Below are 18,259 nucleotides of genomic sequence, written 5' to 3'. Positions count from 1 at the left end.
ATGAAGACTATCAACATTTTGCTCCTTGATGATAAGGAAGAAAATATCATCAGTTTGAGCGCATTATTGGAAGATGTTGACCATGTTAATCTTATTTCCTCAACAGATCCCAATGACGCATTGAAAATCTGTTGGAAAGAGGACATTTCTATTGCTTTAGTTGATGTCCAAATGCCCAAGATCAATGGATTTGAGTTTGTTTCAATTCTTAAATCCAATCCAAAGACGAGCCATATTATGGCGATCATGGTTACTGCGATTTCCAAGGAGGATAAGTATTTATTACAGGGGCTTGAAAGTGGCGCTGTCGATTACCTCTACAAACCGCTGAACCCCGAAATTACCGTTGCGAAAGTACGTTCTTTTGTACAGCAGATTTTGGTGCAACAAGAGCTGAAAGAGAAGAACCGCGAATTGGAACTTTCTCGACAGGAGTTATTAAAAACAAAAGAAGAGGCCGTACAGGCCAGAAAATCTAAGGAGATTTTCCTGGCGAACATGAGCCATGAGATCCGAACGCCTATCAATGGTATTATGGGGATTATGCATATGTTCAAAAGTTCGGAGCTCACCGCAGAGCAACGCGATTGGTTAAAGCGATTGGATAATGCTTCGCAATCGCTCCTGCTTATTATCAATGATATCCTCGACCTCTCCAAGATTGATTCGGGAATGCTGAAGATCGAATTCGAAGACTTTAGCTTGCTGAAAATGATTGAGGATATCGATCGAATATTTAAGATAAAGGCAACCCATAAGAATCTAAATTTTGAAATTGAAGTTGACGAAGGTGTTCCTCAATATATTCGCTACGACTCCCTGCGCTTACAGCAAATTATCAGCAATTTCATTTCGAACAGTTTAAAGTTCACCGAATCGGGTTCTATCATTCTAACGGTGAATTTGTTGGAACAGCGTGCTAATAACTTTCTGCTGCGCTTTATTGTCAAGGATACGGGGATCGGTATCAAAGCGGATTCTGTAGAGAAAATCTTTATGGCTTTCGAACAGGCTGATGATGGTATTACGAAGAAATTCGGTGGTACTGGACTTGGACTTGCGATTGTAAAACGTCTAGCGAAGTTGTTAAATGGTCAGGTGGGTGCAAAGAGTGAATATGGTAAGGGTTCGGAATTCTATTTTGAAGGCTGGTTTGAGGCATCGGACCATGACGAGCAGAAAAATGAGACGAATGCGCCTTCTTATAATACCTTTCCGAAGTTTAGCAATATGCGCGTCTTGGTAGCAGAGGATAATGATTTAAACTCCTTCATGCTTGCTCACATGTTGCGCAGCTGGAATTGTGAAGTAGATATCGTTCGCAATGGCCGCTTGGCTTTAGAAAACGTAGAAGCAAATCATTATGATTTGATCCTTATGGATACCCATATGCCAATCATGAGCGGCTTCGAGGCTATTAAAGAGATAAAAAATCATATTATACCGGAAAAACATGGTATTCCTATCATCACGATCTCCGCTTCTGTATTGGAGCATGAGCAGGCTGCAGCCTTCCAGGCGGGTGCAGACGGTGTGATTGGGAAACCTTTTGACCCGATTGAACTATATCAAAAGATTGTTTCTGTCACGGCAAAAATTAATTCTTAAATTATCTTTCATTTCGTAACGTTACACTCGTTAAAATGAATTATTTATAGTAAATTCGGAATATTAAATTTAATATTTAGTTATGAAAAAATTAATTTTAGCTCCTGCATTGGCTCTAGCTATTGCGGTTTCTTCTTGCGGAAATAATGCAGAGAAGAAAGAGGAGACTACTTCTACGGAATCCACACCGACTACTGAGGCTCCTGCTTCAACTACAGAAGAAACAGTACCAGGAATCGAAAATGTAACATCTTCACAAACTTGGACAGTTGAAGGAAATGATCAAATGCAGTTTAACATCAACTTAATTCGCGTTAAAGCGGGTGAGCCAGTTGAATTGACGTTGAAAAACGTAGGATCAATGCCTAAAGAGTCTATGGGTCACAACTTTGTAGTTTTGAAACCAGGTGTTGATATCCCTACATTCGGTGGCGAAGCTGCAGCTGCTGCTGACAGCGAGTACATCCCTAAATCATCACTTACTTCTATCGTAGCACACACGAAATTATTAGGTCCAGGTGAGTCTGATAAAATCACTTTCACATTGGAAAAAGGAGTTTATCCTTATCTATGTAGTTTCCCTGGTCACTTCGGTATCATGCAAGGAAAAATCGTAGCTGAATAATCTTATTTAGCTCCATTCATAAAATTAGCCTCGACTTGTTCGGGGCTTTTTTATTTCTGAAAGTGTCTGTTTTCAAAGTCCATCAAGAACTTTCATGCCTGTTGGTGTTTCATGGAAACATGAAAGTTTTGTTTCTATATCGAAGTATCCTGTATGCCTGTCATTTCAACGTAGTTTATGCATACGTTTGCTATAGTAAATATTGATTTACGTTCGTTAGTTCCATAGATAAATAGTAAATTTGAGGCCGTTAAACAAATAAAAACTCTATGCAATACGACGTAATTGTAATCGGTAGTGGTCCAGGTGGATATGTTGCCGCTATCCGTTGTGCTCAACTTGGTTTGAAAACTGCTGTTATCGAAAAATATAGCACATTTGGTGGTACCTGTTTAAATGTAGGTTGTATTCCTTCAAAAGCCTTATTGGACTCTTCGGAGCACTATCATAATGCCGCTCATAATTTTGATCAACATGGTATCTCTTTGAGCAGCTTAAAAATTGATATGAAGAAAATGATCGCTCGTAAAAACGACGTCATTGCTCAAAATACGGCTGGTATTACTTTCTTATTCAAGAAAAACAAAATCGATAGCTTCGAAGGCGTTGGTTCATTTGTGGATAAGAATACTATCAAGATCACTAAGAACGATGGTTCTACGGAAGAAATCAAAGGTAAGAACATCATTATTGCTACAGGTTCGAAACCAACAGCATTACCTTTCTTGCCAGTTGACAAAAGTCGTATCATCACTTCAACAGAAGCTTTAAACTTAACAGAAGTACCTAAGCACCTGATCGTAATTGGTGGTGGTGTTATCGGTCTAGAGTTAGGTTCTGTATATGCACGTTTGGGAGCTAAGGTTTCCGTTGTGGAATACGCGAAGTCAATCATCGCAACTATGGATGGTGGATTAGGTAAAGAATTACAACGTGTATTGAAGAAAAACTTAGGTATGGAGTTTTTCATGAGCCACAAAGTTACTGGTGCTGTTGCTAAAGGCAAAAAAGTAACGGTTACTGCAGAGGACTCAAAAGGACAAGAAGTTGTTTTAGAAGGCGATTACTGTATTGTAGCTGTCGGTAGAACGGCTTACACTGAAGGCTTGGGCTTAGAAAATATCGGTATCAAGACGGAAGAACGCGGAAACAAAATCACAGTTAATGAGCATATGGAAACTTCAGTAGAAGGAGTTTATGCAATTGGTGATGTTGTTCGTGGTGCTATGTTAGCTCACAAAGCAGAAGACGAAGGTATCTATGTTGCAGAACGCATTGTAGGTCAAAAACCTCATATTGATTATAACTTAATTCCTGGTGTAGTTTACACATGGCCAGAAGTTGCATCTGTTGGTCAAACTGAAGAGCAATTGAAAGAAGCTGGTAAGAAATACAAATCAGGAAGTTTCTCATTCAAAGCATCAGGCCGTGCGAAAGCATCTGGTGACACGGATGGATTTATCAAGGTATTAGCAGACGCAGATACTGATGAAATCTTAGGTGTTCACATGATTGGTCCACGTGCCGCAGATATGATCGCTGAAGCTGTAGTAGCAATGGAATACCGTGCATCTGCAGAAGATATCGGTAGAATCTGCCATGCTCACCCAACATTTACGGAAGCATTAAAAGAAGCTGCATTAGCAGCAACTGCAAATAGAGCGATCCACGCTTAAGCAGGATTATAATATTTAGAAAAGGCAAGCTGCGGCTTGCCTTTTTTTGTGAATGCTCTATTTCCAATAAATATCTAGAACTTCCATTTCTATTGGTATCTCAATGGAGACATGAAAGTTTTGTTTTAAATTTGCTCCATGAACTTTTATACTAGAAAATGGGTTAAACCTGAAGACCTAAACCCTAACGGCTCCCTATTCGGAGGAACTTTGCTTCGTTGGATAGACGAAGAAGCCGTTATCTACGCTATTGTGCAGCTGGGCAATCCACATGTGGTGACCAAGTTTATCTCCGAAATCAACTTCGTATCCTCCGCAAAACAAGGCGATATCATCGAACTGGGAATCGAAGCAATTAACTTCGGGAACACCTCTCTGACTATGCGTTGCGAGGTCCGAAATAAGATCAGTAGAAAGACTATCCTATCGATTGATAAGCTAGTATTCGTAAATTTAGACCCAAAGGGGAATCCTGTTCCACATGGTAGAACGGAGATTACCTATGCCTATATGGGGGTTGATAGAGACGTGAATCGACGTGATTAAGCTGCCTTTTGCGCTTGAATTTCACGCTTAAGATCTTTCTCTACCCAGAAAGAAACAACAGGGATTAAGCTTAAGAAGAAGTATTTTACAACGCGTCCAAACGACCAGTTATAAGTCTGCCAACAAGCTACGAGGAGAACAACAAAAATCACTACTAAGAATCCGTGAATTGAACCTGCCACTCGTACGGCCTCAGGAATCCCTGCGAAATACTTTAACGGCATGGCAACGAAGAAGAGTAAAATAGTAGAAATTGCTTCCCAAAGGGCTACTTGTTGAAAAATACGTAACATAGTGTGAATCTTAATTTGGCGCAAATTAATTGATTTGGCGGAGTTTTCGAAGCTGCTTGTCCTATCTTTCTAGTTTATGACACTTCTATGCCTTTTTCCAACCATTTAGGGTAAAGAAATGGAGAGACTAAATAAAAAATATGTATTTTTGGATAATTGTATAAGCATAACATAACGACACTTAATATTTATGAATTACGACATTATTGTTATTGGTAGTGGACCTGGTGGATATGTAGCTGCCATCAGAGCCTCTCAATTGGGGTTCAAAACGGCCATTATCGAACGTGAAGCATTAGGAGGAATTTGCCTTAACTGGGGTTGTATTCCTACAAAGGCACTTCTCAAAAGTGCGCAAGTATTCGAATATTTAAATCATGCAGAAGAATACGGTATCAAAGTAAATGGCGGAGAAGCTGATTTTGGTGCAATCGTTAAAAGAAGTCGTGGCGTCGCAGACGGTATGAGCAAAGGTATCCAGTTCTTGATGAAGAAGAACAAAATCGATGTGATTATGGGTACTGCAAAAATTAAAAAAGGTGGTAAAATTGATGTTAAAGCTGCTGACGGGACAACCAAAGAGTATACAGCAAAACACACCATCTTAGCTACAGGTGCTCGTTCAAGAGAATTACCTAACCTACCTCAAGACGGAACTAAAATTATTGGATACCGTCAAGCAATGAATCTTCCTAAGCAACCTAAATCAATCGTAGTTGTTGGTTCTGGTGCTATTGGTGTTGAGTTTGCTTATTTCTATAATGCAATCGGAACCCAAGTTACGATTGTGGAGTTCATGGATCGTATCGTTCCTGTGGAGGATGAAGAAATCTCAAAACAATTAGAGAAATCTTTGAAAAAAGCAGGTATCAATATCTTAACTAAATCAGAAGTAACTTCGGTAGATACGAAAGGTGACCTTTCTAAAGTGCATATTAAAACCGCTAAAGGCGAAGAGGTAATCGAAGCTGAGGTTGTTTTATCTGCTGTTGGTATTACGCCTAACATCGAAAACTTAGGACTTGAAGAAGTTGGTGTAAAAACCGATAAAGGTCGTGTTCTAGTTGATGATTATTATAAGACAAACATTGATGGCGTTTATGCTATTGGTGATATCGTTAAAGGACAAGCTTTAGCACACGTTGCTTCCGCAGAAGGTATTACATGTGTTGAGAAGATCAAAGGATTACATGTAGATCCGATTGATTATAACAACATCCCTGGATGTACATACTGTTCGCCAGAAATTGCTTCGGTTGGTTTCACGGAGAAAGCAGCTAAAGACGCTGGATACGAAGTTAAAGTTGGAAAATTCCCATTCTCTGCATCAGGTAAAGCATCTGCTGCGGGCGCAAAAGATGGATTTGTGAAAGTTATCTTCGACGCGAAATATGGCGAGTTCTTAGGAGCACACTTGATCGGTGCGAATGTGACAGAAATGATTGCTGAAGTTGTGGTTGCTCGTAAATTAGAGACTACAGGACACGAAGTATTAAAAGCTGTTCACCCTCACCCAACAATGAGTGAAGCGATTATGGAAGCGGTAGCTGATGCTTACGGCGAAGTAATCCACCTATAGTCGTTAGACAATAGATATAAGATTTTAGATATAAGACGCCTATATGGCGTCTTATTTTTTCTGAAAGTGTCTGTTTTCAATGGCCATCAAGAACTCTCATCCCTGTTGCTGTTTCAAAGGAAACATGAAAGATTCTTATCCCTAATCTATGGAGAATGTCTTACGATTATAGCCTATCGACTATCTTTCTTCTTCCAAATTTTCTCGGCCCATCTTCCGACAAACCAAAAGGAAACAGCTAGAATTAAGAAGAATACCGTGCGGTTGATGTTATCCCATAGATACTCAACGAAGCGCGTGTAGAGGTTCAGGATAAAAAAGACAAAGCCAATATCTCTGGACACATTATCTTTAGCTTTCATCCCATATAGAGCAAGCCCTAGAGATACACCAATCCCCAACAATCCCCAATAGAAAATTTCATATTGACGAACGGAAGACCATTTTTCGAGGTCACTATAATTTCCGAAGATGGAAAGCAGCCAGAGCGCAATCATCGTGTATAAAAGTCCAATCACATAGGAAGTAGATCGGAACATGGCTAGTGGCTTTATTTTATCTTGCGCAAAGACTGCGAAGGCCGTTAGTAGCGCCCCGAAGATCGTGAAGCGTAAAGGATAGTTCATTCCCCAGAATTTGAAACCCCAATTGCTATGCAAGGCGGTTTCCGTCGCGAACCAAATTCCCAAAGCTACTAAGGTGAACACCCAAATAAGCTTCGAGCCTAGTTTGACAGAAAGAAAGCCATAAATAATAATGGAGAGCAAGAATAAAATGGTGAAATAATGATCTGTTCGATCTAAGATCTGTCCCAAGAAACCAATACAGGCTGCTGTGGAAAAAGAACCTGCCAACATTAGTGTTTCATTGGAAAAAGTCTTTTCCGGATTCTTTTGTTTATTTCGGAAGCCCAGCATATAGAACAGCACGGCCAATCCAGCAAATACTAAACAAAATACTACATTGGGAGTATCATAGAATTTCTCAATGAGTGTATTGAGATAATCGTCCGAAAAGAGCGACACGACCGAAAATATCAGTGACGCTAATGCCACCCAAAACGCATAACGCGCCAATACCCCCCATTCAAATCCCTTATCATCCAGATTATCTTTTAGCTGCTTAACTTTATCATCATCCAACAGCGATTGCGATTGCCAATGTGACAAAGCGTCTTCAATAATCTCGCGTTCGTTTTTACTTACATCTAATTTCTTCAAGTGGCTCTATTTTTCTGATAGTGTACTTTCGTATTGTTAAATAAAGGTAATACTTTTTTAGGAACCGCTTATAACTCATATTTAAGGAACGCTCCTAATAATGTTCCTATAAAAATCTGTAACTTTGCATCTTGCAAAACACGGAGATATTAATGGCCCAGCATAAAGTAGTAGACCTAGGAGATCAGAGCGAAGTTGAAGTATTTGGAGCACGCGAGCACAACCTGAAAAACATAGATGTATCCTTTCCGAGAAATCAACTTGTTGTAATTACAGGATTAAGTGGCAGTGGTAAATCATCGCTAGCCTTCGACACCATCTATGCGGAGGGACAGCGCCGTTATATGGAGACTTTCTCTGCATATAGCCGACAGTTCTTGGGCGGCATGGAGCGTCCAGATGTTGATAAGATATCCGGATTGAGCCCTGTGATCTCCATTGAACAAAAGACGACCTCTAAGAACCCGAGATCAACCGTTGGAACTATTACCGAGATCTACGACTTTCTGCGCTTATTCTATGCACGCGTTAGTGAGGCTTTCTCCTACGTATCGGGCAAGAAGATGGAACGAATGTCTGATGATGAAATCACAGACCGTATCTTAAAAGAATTTGATGGCGAGGGGATCTACATTCTTGCGCCTGTCGTAAAAGGTCGTAAAGGACATTATCGCGAACTCTTTGAGCAGATCAGAAAACAAGGCTACACCAAAGTTCGCGTAGATGGAGAAATCTTAGATTTAGTTGCTAAGATGCAGGTCGATCGATATAAGATACATGATATTGAGATCGTCGTGGATCGCATCTTGGTTGAAAAAGATTCCAGAAAGCGTCTTTACACCTCGATTGGTCAAGCCTTGAAGACTGCAAAAGGTATTATCAAGATTGCCAACAAAGAGAACAAAGAACAGTTCTTCAGCCGATATTTAATGGATGCTGAGTCCGGAATCTCTTATGACGAACCGCAGCCCAACACCTTCTCCTTTAACTCTCCATATGGAGCTTGTCCAAAGTGTGATGGCCTAGGCTATATCTTCGAAATCGATAAGAATATCGTCATCCCGGATAAGTCACTCAGCATACAAAAAGGTGCTATTGTACCTTTAGGCCCCCTTCGTGAGTCCTGGAACTTCGCCGTACTAAAGGCCGTAGCAAAGAAATACGACTTCTCGCTGACAACGCCAGTAGAAAAGCTGTCTGATGAGATCATCGATATGTTGCTGTTTGGAGAGGAAGAACCTATCTCACTAACCGTATCCTATGGCTCGTACGGAGCCCGTGAATATAAGATTCAATTCGCTGGTATCTTCAAAATGCTTGAAGAGATGAGCGGAAAATACTCCGATGAAAGTCCCGCCTTGGAAGACTTCCGTACGCAGGTGGTTTGTCCTTCCTGCCATGGCGATCGTCTGAAAGTGGAGTCATTACATTTTAAGATTGACAACAAGAACATCGCTGAGCTTTCAGCATTAGATATTGTTGCTTTAAATGACTGGTTTGATGGCTTAGAAGAAAGACTGAATGAGCGTCAGGTCGTCATTGCAACAGAAATCATCAAGGAAATCAGAACCCGATTAGGCTTCTTATTAGATGTCGGTTTGAACTACCTAACACTTAATCGTAGCTCCAAAAGTCTATCCGGTGGAGAGGCCCAGCGTATTCGATTGGCAACACAGATTGGCTCGCAATTGGTCAATGTATTGTATATTCTGGATGAGCCAAGTATCGGTCTACACCAAAGGGACAACGAAAGACTCATCAATGCTTTAAAGAACTTACGCGATATCGGAAACTCCGTATTGGTTGTGGAGCACGACAAAGACATGATCCTCAATGCGGATTATGTAATCGATATGGGGCCAGCAGCAGGGCTTTACGGTGGGAGAGTCGTAGCAGAAGGTACTGCCGAAGATATCTTGAAAGCAGACTCCTTGACCGCAGCCTATCTAAATGGCAAAAAAGAAGTCACAGTACCTGAGAAACGTCGCGAAGGGAATGGACATAGCCTATCTTTAAAGGGCGCTACAGGCCATAACTTAAAGAATGTTGATATTGATATCCCACTTGGGAAATTAGTTCTTGTAACGGGTGTATCAGGCTCTGGCAAGTCATCGGTAATTACCAATACCCTATACCCTATCTTAAACCATCATTTCTTTAGGGCAAAGGCAAAGCCCCTTCCGTACAAGAAAATTGAAGGATTAGAGCATATCGATAAGGTGATCGAAATCGACCAGTCGCCAATTGGACGTACGCCACGATCGAACCCATCAACTTATACCGGTGTATTTTCAGATATCAGGTCATTATATGTACAGCTTCCTGAATCGAAGATTAGAGGTTATAAGCCGGGCCGCTTCTCTTTTAACGTGAAAGGCGGACGTTGCGAAACCTGTCAGGGAGCCGGCATGAAGATCATTGAAATGAACTTCCTTCCGGACGTTCAAGTTCCTTGTGAAACCTGCCATGGCAAACGCTATAACCGGGAAACCCTGGAAGTTCGCTATCGCGGAAAATCGATCGCTGATGTATTAGACATGAGTATAGACGATGCCGTGACCTTCTTTGAGAACATCCCTTCCATCTACCGTAAGATCAAAACCTTGCAAGATGTCGGATTAGGATATATTACCTTAGGACAGTCGTCTACAACCCTATCGGGTGGTGAAGCACAACGTGTAAAGCTTGCGACCGAACTGTCTAAGAAGGATACCGGAAAGACGTTCTACATCCTGGACGAACCTACTACAGGTTTGCATTTCGAAGATGTCAATGTCCTATTGGGTGTTATCAATCGTTTGGTCGACCGCGGAAACTCCATCCTCATCATTGAGCACAACTTAGACGTCATCAAAGCGGCAGACTGGGTAATCGATATGGGACCGGAGGGCGGAAAGAATGGTGGAACTGTACTATTCCAGGGAACGCCGGAAGGCTTGATCAAACAAAAGAACTCCGAAACCGGAAGATTCCTTAAGCTGGAAATGAAAGGATAGCATCCTCAACCATAAGTATAAAAAAATACCCTTAGCAAATCGCTAAGGGTATTTCTTATTTTAATTCAAAATCTCCAACGATATTCTGTCGAATTCTTGTCCTTACGGCTTTATCATTTTTCAATCCCGGATGCCACTTCGGCGAGCGCTTCATGACTCTTAACACTTCCTTCGCGAAAGCAGGACTAATTTTGTCTTTATTTGCTACGCGGATATCACAAATAGATCCATCCTCGCAAACGGTAAATTCCATGATCGCAGTCTGTCGAATTCCAAAATCGACGTAATCTGTACTATCTAAACGCGATATTACATCATAAGCATCAAAGCTTCGACTTATGAAACTCGACCATGCCGATACGCCACCAACAAACTCCGGAACCTTGTCCACATTGCGTACAATCGCAGTATCTAGCTTCACACTGTCAACACGCTCCTGAGCGATTGCTGAGGATGCAAGTAATAAGCCAATGAAAGCTAAGATAACACGCATCATCTTTAAATTTACAAAAAATTAACGAGGAAGACCTTCAACAGTTTTAAAGTTACCTTCTTCATCCTTAATAAAGCTCATCGGGTTTTCAGGATCCTTAATAATCTCAAACAAGGTATAACCCCATGGATTCCAGAAATTCTCCAAAACCTGACCATAGGTCTTCGCTTGCCAATTATCAAATATCGGCTTCATCGTCCAATCATTTAGCGGCATCGGTTCTACAAATACCTTGTCGCCAACCTCCATATAGGTGTATTCCGGCAATCGATTAAATAAATAGGCCGTATAAAAATACTTAGCACCAATCTCTTCAAATTGAACGGGATGTAACTTTTCGCCTTTTGTTAAAGCCAAGGCTTCCTCATGATAGATAGCGTTTGTTCCGTTATCTTGTAGCGTAGCAATCAAACCGAAGTCTTTCATCCGCAAGGAGAAAATCAAGGTATTGATTTCATCACGATATAGGAAAGTGTCCTCCGCATTATCAACATGAAAAACCTCAATGGTAAATGGATTTTTATGTTCAAACTCCATCGGGATTACCATAGATTGCAACATGGCATGCAGGTTCCTGAATTTCTGAACCAAGGCTTGCGAGAAGTTCAGCTCCTCACCGGTCATTACCGCATGACGGATACCCGCCTGTATCTCGTTAAAAACTACCCCATAGAGTATCTTTCCAATCCATTGGAACAAAACTTCCTGTTCCAATTCACGAACAGCTTCATAGCCCTTCTCTACAGCATGCTCGACTAAACCATCCACCGCTGCGACAGCCGCGGCAGCCCTTGTCGAACAGGGAAGCTGCAACTTTTTGTAGGTACTAAAGCTCTCGTCTAGCATCTTGAAAGGCTTCTCCTCCAGATCAAAAGCACGCATCATCCACATCGGAAACACCTGAATCTGCTCATCCTCAGACTGCAATGTCTCCCCTGTCAAGAAACAGGTTTTGTTATCAAACTTAAAATCTAAAAAGGGATTGTAGAGTTTTGTTGCCATAGCCCGCAAAGTTAATAGAAATGATTATTGGAAAGGTATAGGAAAAAACATATTACGGTCGAATGACCTTAAAATTCGGAGATTAAAAGATAAAATTACGAATTGGAAATGATATCTCTTTCCCTCGATTGTATATCATAAAATGCCCCCCATCCTTAATTTTTATATCCCAAACTACATTGTTAATTGGAAAAATTCGATCCTTTTCCCCATGAATGTGTAAACAATTAGTAGGACTATAGACGCTTTCCCAATGCATAATTTGATTCGTTGCCCATTTTAAGAAATCAGGAGCTGTATCCTGGATAATAACATCCAATAAGGCGCCTTCTTCTTTTGTCTTCACCCCAAACGCCCAATGTATCGCTTTCCTAGCCATCATCCCTGAAGGCTTTCTTGGCATTAACTTATATAGTGAAAACAATCTAGCAAGTTTTATGAAAGCGGGAATCTCAAATTTATTTTTCACGGAAGATACAAGAATCATTTTTTCGAAATCATAGTACTTAGCGAGTTCTGAAATACATAAACCTCCAAATGATACCCCTAAGACCAGCGCGCCTTGTTTTGGAATTTGGTGATATTCAGCTAAACGAAATAGATAGCTTTCCAAGCTTTCAGAAGCTCTAGGTTTCAACCATTCAATATGTACAGGCTGAAATCCAGACAAATCAAGATTCGAAAAGACTCGATAGTCCGCACCTAAGCCGGAGAACAGATAAATGGTTTTCATTATCTCAAGTTAATGAATCTATCCAATAACCGCCTTAAAATTTTCCAACAATAAGGAAGCATTCACCATGGATCCATCCGTATTCCTCAGCCCCTTCAGCTCCGAAGTCTTCCCTTTCTCCAAAAGACTCTTCATCTCCTTCTCTTCCAGGAATACACCGTGCAGCGTTCTCCATATCTTAAAATCACAGCCTCTGGCGTAATGGTCACATTGTGCCACCTTATCATATAATTGCACCTGACCCGCCGAACACTTCGGACACTTAATCTTACCTTTTTGCTGTGGCTTCAATTCTTCATGAGCAATCGCTACCCGCAACTGCATCAACTCCGAAGTAATCTTCACCGTATAGTCTTTGATGTGCTTCATAAACACATCATAGCTCACCTTATTAGCGCGCATCTCTTCCAGCTTCTGCTCCCACTTTCCAGTCAACGTAACTTTCGCAATCGAACGATCTTTTACCAAGAAATAAACCGCCAATCCTTTTTCCGTCGGAATCAGCTTCTTCTTATCCCGCTTGATATAATCCCGTTGAAATAAAGTCTCTATAGTCGCTGCGCGAGTAGCCGGAGTTCCCAAACCGCAGTCCTTCATCGCCTGACGCATCTCATCGTCTTCAATCTCCTTACCCGAGGTTTCCATGGCTTTCAGCAAAGACGCCTCCGTATGGATTGGCCTTGCTTTCGTGAAACGCTCCCCCAACTCCAACGTCAATATCTCCAACAATTCCTCCGCCGTCAGCTTCGGTAATTGCGCATTCTCATTATCCTGATCATCCGTATTTTTATCCTCATCGGGCGTATCAATCTGATCAGCCGATAGTCGCCATCCATATTGGCGAATAACAGTACCTTTTGCAATCAATTCTACGCCGGCAGCATCGATGGTCACCGTCGTAATATCTTTCAAGCAGACCTCCGAAAAACTCTCCACCATCCGCTTGGCAATCATATTATAGATGTTCTGCTGATCCATAGGCATAGGCCCCGGTTTCTCATCCGTAACCAAGAGGGCATGGTGATCTGTTACCTTCTTATCATCCACAGAGCGCTTGTTCAGCTTAGCTCCGATCAAATTCTTAGAGATTAGTGCAATGCTCTCCTGCGCGGTATCTGCTAGATGCTGGAATAACTCGTCGATCTTCTCAAAAACGTCCTCACCGATATAGCGAGAACCCGTACGCGGATAAGTAATCATCTTCTTCTCATATAGGGTCTGTGCGATGCTTAGGGTCTGATCCGCAGAATAGCCCCACTTCTTATTCGCATCCTGTTGCAAGGAAGTCAAATCGAAAAGTAAGGGTGGCTGTTCTTTGGTCTCCTTCGCTTCCACATTCACAACCTTCGCATTGCTACCCACCTGAATCTTCGCAATGGTCTCTTCCGCTACATCCTTCTTGTCGATCTTGTTAGAAGTCGCCTTAAATTGTATGCCCTCCTTCTCGAAGCCCGCCTGTATTTTATAAAAAGCTTGCGGCTTAAAATCCTTATTCTCCAAATATCGAGAACAGATCATCGCCAAAGTAGGCGTCTGCACCCGACCGAGAGAGAGCAGTCCCTTATTGCCGGCGGCTAAGGTCAATGCTTGCGTAGCGTTGATACCGATCAACCAATCCGATTCCGAGCGCGAACGAGCCGACATATAAAGGCTGTCATACTCAGTGCCCTCCTTCAGGTTGGCAAATCCTTCCTTAATAGCCTTATCCGTTTGGGAGGAAATCCACAAACGCTTGAACGGTATATTCGATTTTAAATAATAGTAGATGTTGCGAAAGATCAATTCCCCTTCGCGCCCGGCATCCGTCGCCACAATAATCTCTTCCGCCTGCTCTAATAACCACTTGATGGTGTTCAGCTGCTTCAAAGCACCCGCATCATCCATCTGCTTCCCATCCTTACGGACCTTCTTCACCTCCAATGCAAACTGCGCCGGAATAATCGGCAGATTCTTCATCGACCAATTGTGAAATCCATAAGCCTGCGGAGTACACAACTGCACCAAATGCCCAAAAGCATAGGTAAAAGCATACCCATTACCGGCAATATATCCATCTTTAACCTCCTTGGCGCCCATAACTCTTGCCAAATCACGCGCAACGGAGGGTTTCTCTGCTATTACTACTTTCATTTTACTGTAGAAACTTTTGGTAGTAGTTAGTAGTTAGTATTTAGTATTAAGACCCTAAACTTCAATTCAAAGCTCGCTAATAGAATTAATAAAGAGGAATTTTAAGAGGCTATGATTTATGAACCCCTCAGTAATAGAAATAAAATCTACCCCTATGTACTGTCTGATAAATCCTAATCAACTTCGGGTCTTACAAATAAATTCTTAAAAAGTATAGCCCACCATAGATCTAATTAATATCCACTTAATTCTAACGAAATAGTAGCCACCATAGGTCTAACTACTAAATACTAACTACTAAATACTAATCTAATGAGGCTATAGAAATCCCTTTGATCTTCCTATATAAGTCTACGGCGTAGACATCCGTCATGCCGGATACGAAGTCGAGTACGGCTCTGATTTTCGAGTAGGTATCCTCTTTTTCGGAGTGGAACTGCTCTGGCATCATCGCCACCAACTTTTTATCGAACATGGATTTATTTGTTTTAAGGTAAGCGGGAACAAACTCTTCTAAAAGAGCGTTCATCACTTTAAAACCTGCTATTTCAATTTGTACTACGGTTGGCGCATTGTAAATACGCTTGACCGAGATATCAGATATCTTCTGCATATGCGCGACGATATCTGGATTTAGGGCGTCCATCAATGCTTTGTCGAAGGTGCCGGCAAGGAAATCTTCCTCGCGGTCGACAAATACTTGCGCACAGCCGTTAATGAGTGTATTGATTGCTTTTGCCCGCAATAGGGATACCTTGCTGGCCGTATCGGCTAGACTATCCAAACGCGCACGCAGATCTTCGCCAGCACATAATGGCAACAAGAGTTCTTCAACTTCCTGATAAGCTAAAATCTTCAGATGGTGTGCATCCTCCAAATCAATGATATTATAACAGATATCATCTGCCGCTTCTACCAGATAGACCAGAGGATGGCGCATATAGCCTTTCGGGTTCTGCGGATCCTTGGCAATGCCAAGCTCAGCCGCGATCTGCTCGAAAGCTGCTTTCTCTGAATCGAAGAAACCATACTTTTTGCGGTGATGCGAACCTTTGACATGGCCATCAATAGCTGCACATGGATACTTTACGATGGAAGCAAGGCTAGTATATGTCAATGCGAAACCTTTCGGATCTTTCCCGTTGAAGGCATGTGTCAAAATACGCAGGGCATTGGCATTCCCTTCAAAATGTGTCAGGTCTGCCCACTGCTCTTTAGAAACCATTTCCTGATATTTTACGCCTTTACCGTCGGTAAAAAACGTAGAAATCGCCGCCTCGCCGGAGTGACCGAAGGCAGGGTTGCCCAAGTCGTGCGATAGACAGGCTGCCGAAATAATATTCCCAACCTCTTGTAAGAATGGTGCTTCCTGATCAATGTTCGGGTGTTTCTTCTTCAACAGATTATAAACCAAACGACCAAGCGAGCGCCCAACCGAAGCAACCTCCAAACTATGGGTCAATCGGTTATGAACGAACACCACGCCAGGAAGCGGAAAAACCTGGGTTTTATTTTGTAAACGACGAAAAGGTGAGGAAAAGATTAGGCGATCGTAATCGCGTTGAAATTCCGAACGGGCGTCAAAATGTTCGCTTGGCTCCCGATGCTCATATCCCCAGCGCTTTGCCGATATTAACTGATTCCAATTCATTAAAAATATCAGATTTTGCTAGGCAAATATACATTTTAAAAACGGGAGCTTAGGACAGATCACCCCTTTTTTGATAAATCATCCCCACAGATAAATTCAAAAAATACAGCCCTTGCATTAGGATAAGAACAAAAAATGAAATACTATAAAAGCCCTCCACGCGCATGAACATCTCACCTAACTGCTTCACCTGTTGGGCATTTTCCTTCAGCTCTTCAAAGCGCATGACAAAACGATTGGACAGCGCATTCCAGGTATAGAAATTAAGTGCCAAGCAAACAAAACAGATGAAATGCATAATCGACCAACGGTGGGAATAGAGCAGATGCTCCGTATAGCGATAAAGCACACTGAACAAAACTGCAAAGAAGGCAAGCGCAAAAACCGTTTCCTTCAACGGAACTGCGAGCACCCAGCCCACCCGCGGCTCAATAATAAAGGATGAATCCGGCGCGACGGAAAAAAAGCCAATCAGCAGTAAGAGAATGGCTATCGTGATGAAATAAGTATATATGGGTTTCATTACGCTTATTTTCCATTAATTTACAAAATACAGCGCGAATGCTCAAGTTTTTCTTTTGGCTAAGCATCGCTTAATTGCTATCTTTAGAGATAGAAATGCATCCTACAATGACTGTTTATAAACTCCCCGAGAAAAAAGATTTTGAAAGCCGTATACAAGGTAAGAACACCCATCTGATAACGCTTACCAACCGGGCAGGCATGCAGGTAGCCCTTACGGACTACGGCGCCCGATTGGTAAGTGCTTTGGTGCCCGACAAGTTCGGTAACCTGATTGATGTCGTACTAGGTTTCTCGAGTATCAATGGCTATCTGAAAGCGCAAGAACCTTATCACGGTGCTACCATAGGCCGCTTTTGTAACAGAATTGCGAATGGGAAGTTCACACTGAATGAGCAAGAATATACCTTGGCAAAGAATAATGGCAACAATTGCTTGCACGGTGGCCCGGAAGGCTTCCACAACCGCGTATGGGATCGACAGGTGAGCTTCAACAAGGTGGTCGATTTTTATTACACCTCTCCAGATGGTGAAGAAGGTTTTCCAGGAGAGCTCAAGACTACCGTTTCGTATGAGTTGACCAATGAAAATGAGATAGTAATCCATTTCAGAGCATCTACTGATGCCCCTACAATCATCAACTTTACCAATCATGCCTTTTTCAACCTGAATGGTGAAGGTAATGGCGATGTCCTGAACCATGAAATATTCATCAATTCGGAAGAGTTTGTTCCTATTGATGAGAACCAAGTTCCTACGGGCGAGATATTCCCTGTGGAAGGCACTGCATTGGATTTTAGACAACCCAAAAAAATTGTTGATTATATCGATAGTAAGGAAGCGCAGTTGAAGAATGCGGGCGGCTTTGACCATACCTTCGTCAACAATCAACCTCCAACGATTGCCGTTGCGTCTGCATATTCCAAAGAAAGTGGTGTACTATTAGAAGTATTTACAACGGAGCCGGGGATACATCTCTACGCGGGCAATTTCTTAGCTGACGATGAAGGAAAATCAGGACATAAATATTTAAGATATGGTGGGCTTTGTTTCGAAGCGCAACATTATCCGGATAGCCCAAACCATGCAAACTTCCCTTCTGTAGTCCTACAGCCAGGAAAAGAATACCAAAGCACGATTAAATATAAATTCAGCATAAAAAAGGAGGTTTAAAAACCTCCTTTG

15 protein-coding genes are annotated in these 18,259 nt (G+C 41.9%); 7 read left to right on the top strand and 8 right to left on the bottom strand.

Annotated features, from left to right (window positions below; translation table 11 throughout):
* From B2400_RS02985 to B2400_RS02970, 4 genes are all read left to right on the top strand, one after another.
* On the top strand, positions 1-1,608 hold the full coding sequence (locus tag B2400_RS02985) for a response regulator (RefSeq protein ID WP_149527080.1): 1,608 nt from the start codon (positions 1-3) through the stop codon (positions 1,606-1,608).
* Positions 1,609-1,690: 82 nt separating this feature from the next.
* On the top strand, positions 1,691-2,233 hold the full coding sequence (locus tag B2400_RS02980) for a plastocyanin/azurin family copper-binding protein (RefSeq protein ID WP_149527081.1): 543 nt from the start codon (positions 1,691-1,693) through the stop codon (positions 2,231-2,233).
* A gap of 269 nt (positions 2,234-2,502) precedes the next feature.
* Entirely contained in the window at positions 2,503-3,909 is a 1,407-nt protein-coding gene (gene lpdA / locus B2400_RS02975; protein WP_260044093.1) for a dihydrolipoyl dehydrogenase, read from the top strand.
* Between the two features lie 138 nt (positions 3,910-4,047).
* On the top strand, positions 4,048-4,455 hold the full coding sequence (locus B2400_RS02970) for an acyl-CoA thioesterase (RefSeq protein ID WP_293930664.1): 408 nt from the start codon (positions 4,048-4,050) through the stop codon (positions 4,453-4,455).
* On the opposite strand, the gene B2400_RS02965 is transcribed toward B2400_RS02970, so the two are convergent.
* Entirely contained in the window at positions 4,452-4,748 is a 297-nt protein-coding gene (locus B2400_RS02965) for a DUF3817 domain-containing protein (protein ID WP_149527084.1), read from the bottom strand. The genes B2400_RS02970 and B2400_RS02965 overlap by 4 nt on opposite strands.
* Before the next feature lie 190 nt (positions 4,749-4,938).
* Here B2400_RS02965 and lpdA (B2400_RS02960) point away from each other — a divergent pair, with 190 nt between their 5' ends.
* Entirely contained in the window at positions 4,939-6,327 is a 1,389-nt protein-coding gene (gene lpdA, locus B2400_RS02960; protein WP_260044099.1) for a dihydrolipoyl dehydrogenase, read from the top strand.
* A 173-nt stretch (positions 6,328-6,500) separates the two neighbouring features.
* Here the strand turns inward: lpdA (B2400_RS02960) and B2400_RS02955 are convergent, their stop codons facing one another.
* Positions 6,501-7,547, bottom strand: coding sequence for a DUF2157 domain-containing protein (locus B2400_RS02955; protein ID WP_293930662.1), 1,047 nt, complete (start codon positions 7,545-7,547; stop codon positions 6,501-6,503).
* 152 nt (positions 7,548-7,699) lie between these two features.
* On the opposite strand from B2400_RS02955, the gene uvrA reads away from it, so the two are divergent.
* Positions 7,700-10,543, top strand: coding sequence for an excinuclease ABC subunit UvrA (uvrA, locus tag B2400_RS02950; RefSeq protein ID WP_149527087.1), 2,844 nt, complete (start codon positions 7,700-7,702; stop codon positions 10,541-10,543).
* Between the two features lie 55 nt (positions 10,544-10,598).
* Here the strand turns inward: uvrA and B2400_RS02945 are convergent, their stop codons facing one another.
* The 6 genes from B2400_RS02945 to B2400_RS02920 all read right to left on the bottom strand — a co-directional run bounded on the left by B2400_RS02945 (position 10,599) and on the right by B2400_RS02920 (position 17,075).
* Positions 10,599-11,039 carry an energy transducer TonB gene (locus tag B2400_RS02945; protein WP_293930661.1) on the bottom strand — a complete coding sequence of 147 codons (441 nt, stop codon included), beginning with the start codon at positions 11,037-11,039 and terminating at the stop codon, positions 10,599-10,601.
* Between the two features lie 18 nt (positions 11,040-11,057).
* Positions 11,058-12,038, bottom strand: coding sequence for a hypothetical protein (locus B2400_RS02940; protein ID WP_293930659.1), 981 nt, complete (start codon positions 12,036-12,038; stop codon positions 11,058-11,060).
* An 82-nt stretch (positions 12,039-12,120) separates the two neighbouring features.
* A complete protein-coding gene (locus B2400_RS02935) occupies positions 12,121-12,771 on the bottom strand; it encodes an alpha/beta hydrolase (protein WP_293930657.1) in 651 nt (216 codons plus the stop codon).
* An 18-nt stretch (positions 12,772-12,789) separates the two neighbouring features.
* Positions 12,790-14,901 carry a type IA DNA topoisomerase gene (locus tag B2400_RS02930; protein WP_286651091.1) on the bottom strand — a complete coding sequence of 704 codons (2,112 nt, stop codon included), beginning with the start codon at positions 14,899-14,901 and terminating at the stop codon, positions 12,790-12,792.
* A gap of 304 nt (positions 14,902-15,205) precedes the next feature.
* Positions 15,206-16,552: a deoxyguanosinetriphosphate triphosphohydrolase gene (locus tag B2400_RS02925; protein ID WP_286651090.1), complete on the bottom strand. Its 1,347-nt coding sequence runs from the start codon at positions 16,550-16,552 to the stop codon at positions 15,206-15,208.
* Positions 16,553-16,601: 49 nt separating this feature from the next.
* A complete protein-coding gene (locus tag B2400_RS02920) occupies positions 16,602-17,075 on the bottom strand; it encodes a hypothetical protein (protein ID WP_293930655.1) in 474 nt (157 codons plus the stop codon).
* 107 nt (positions 17,076-17,182) lie between these two features.
* Between B2400_RS02920 and B2400_RS02915 the strand changes: the two genes are divergently transcribed.
* Entirely contained in the window at positions 17,183-18,247 is a 1,065-nt protein-coding gene (locus B2400_RS02915) for an aldose epimerase family protein (RefSeq protein WP_149527094.1), read from the top strand.
* The last annotated feature ends 12 nt before the right edge of the window (positions 18,248-18,259 follow it).

Source organism: Sphingobacterium sp. UBA6645 (assembly GCF_002455685.1).
GTDB lineage: Bacteria > Bacteroidota > Bacteroidia > Sphingobacteriales > Sphingobacteriaceae > Sphingobacterium > Sphingobacterium hotanense.
This window is presented reverse-complemented; position numbering and strand designations above follow the sequence as displayed.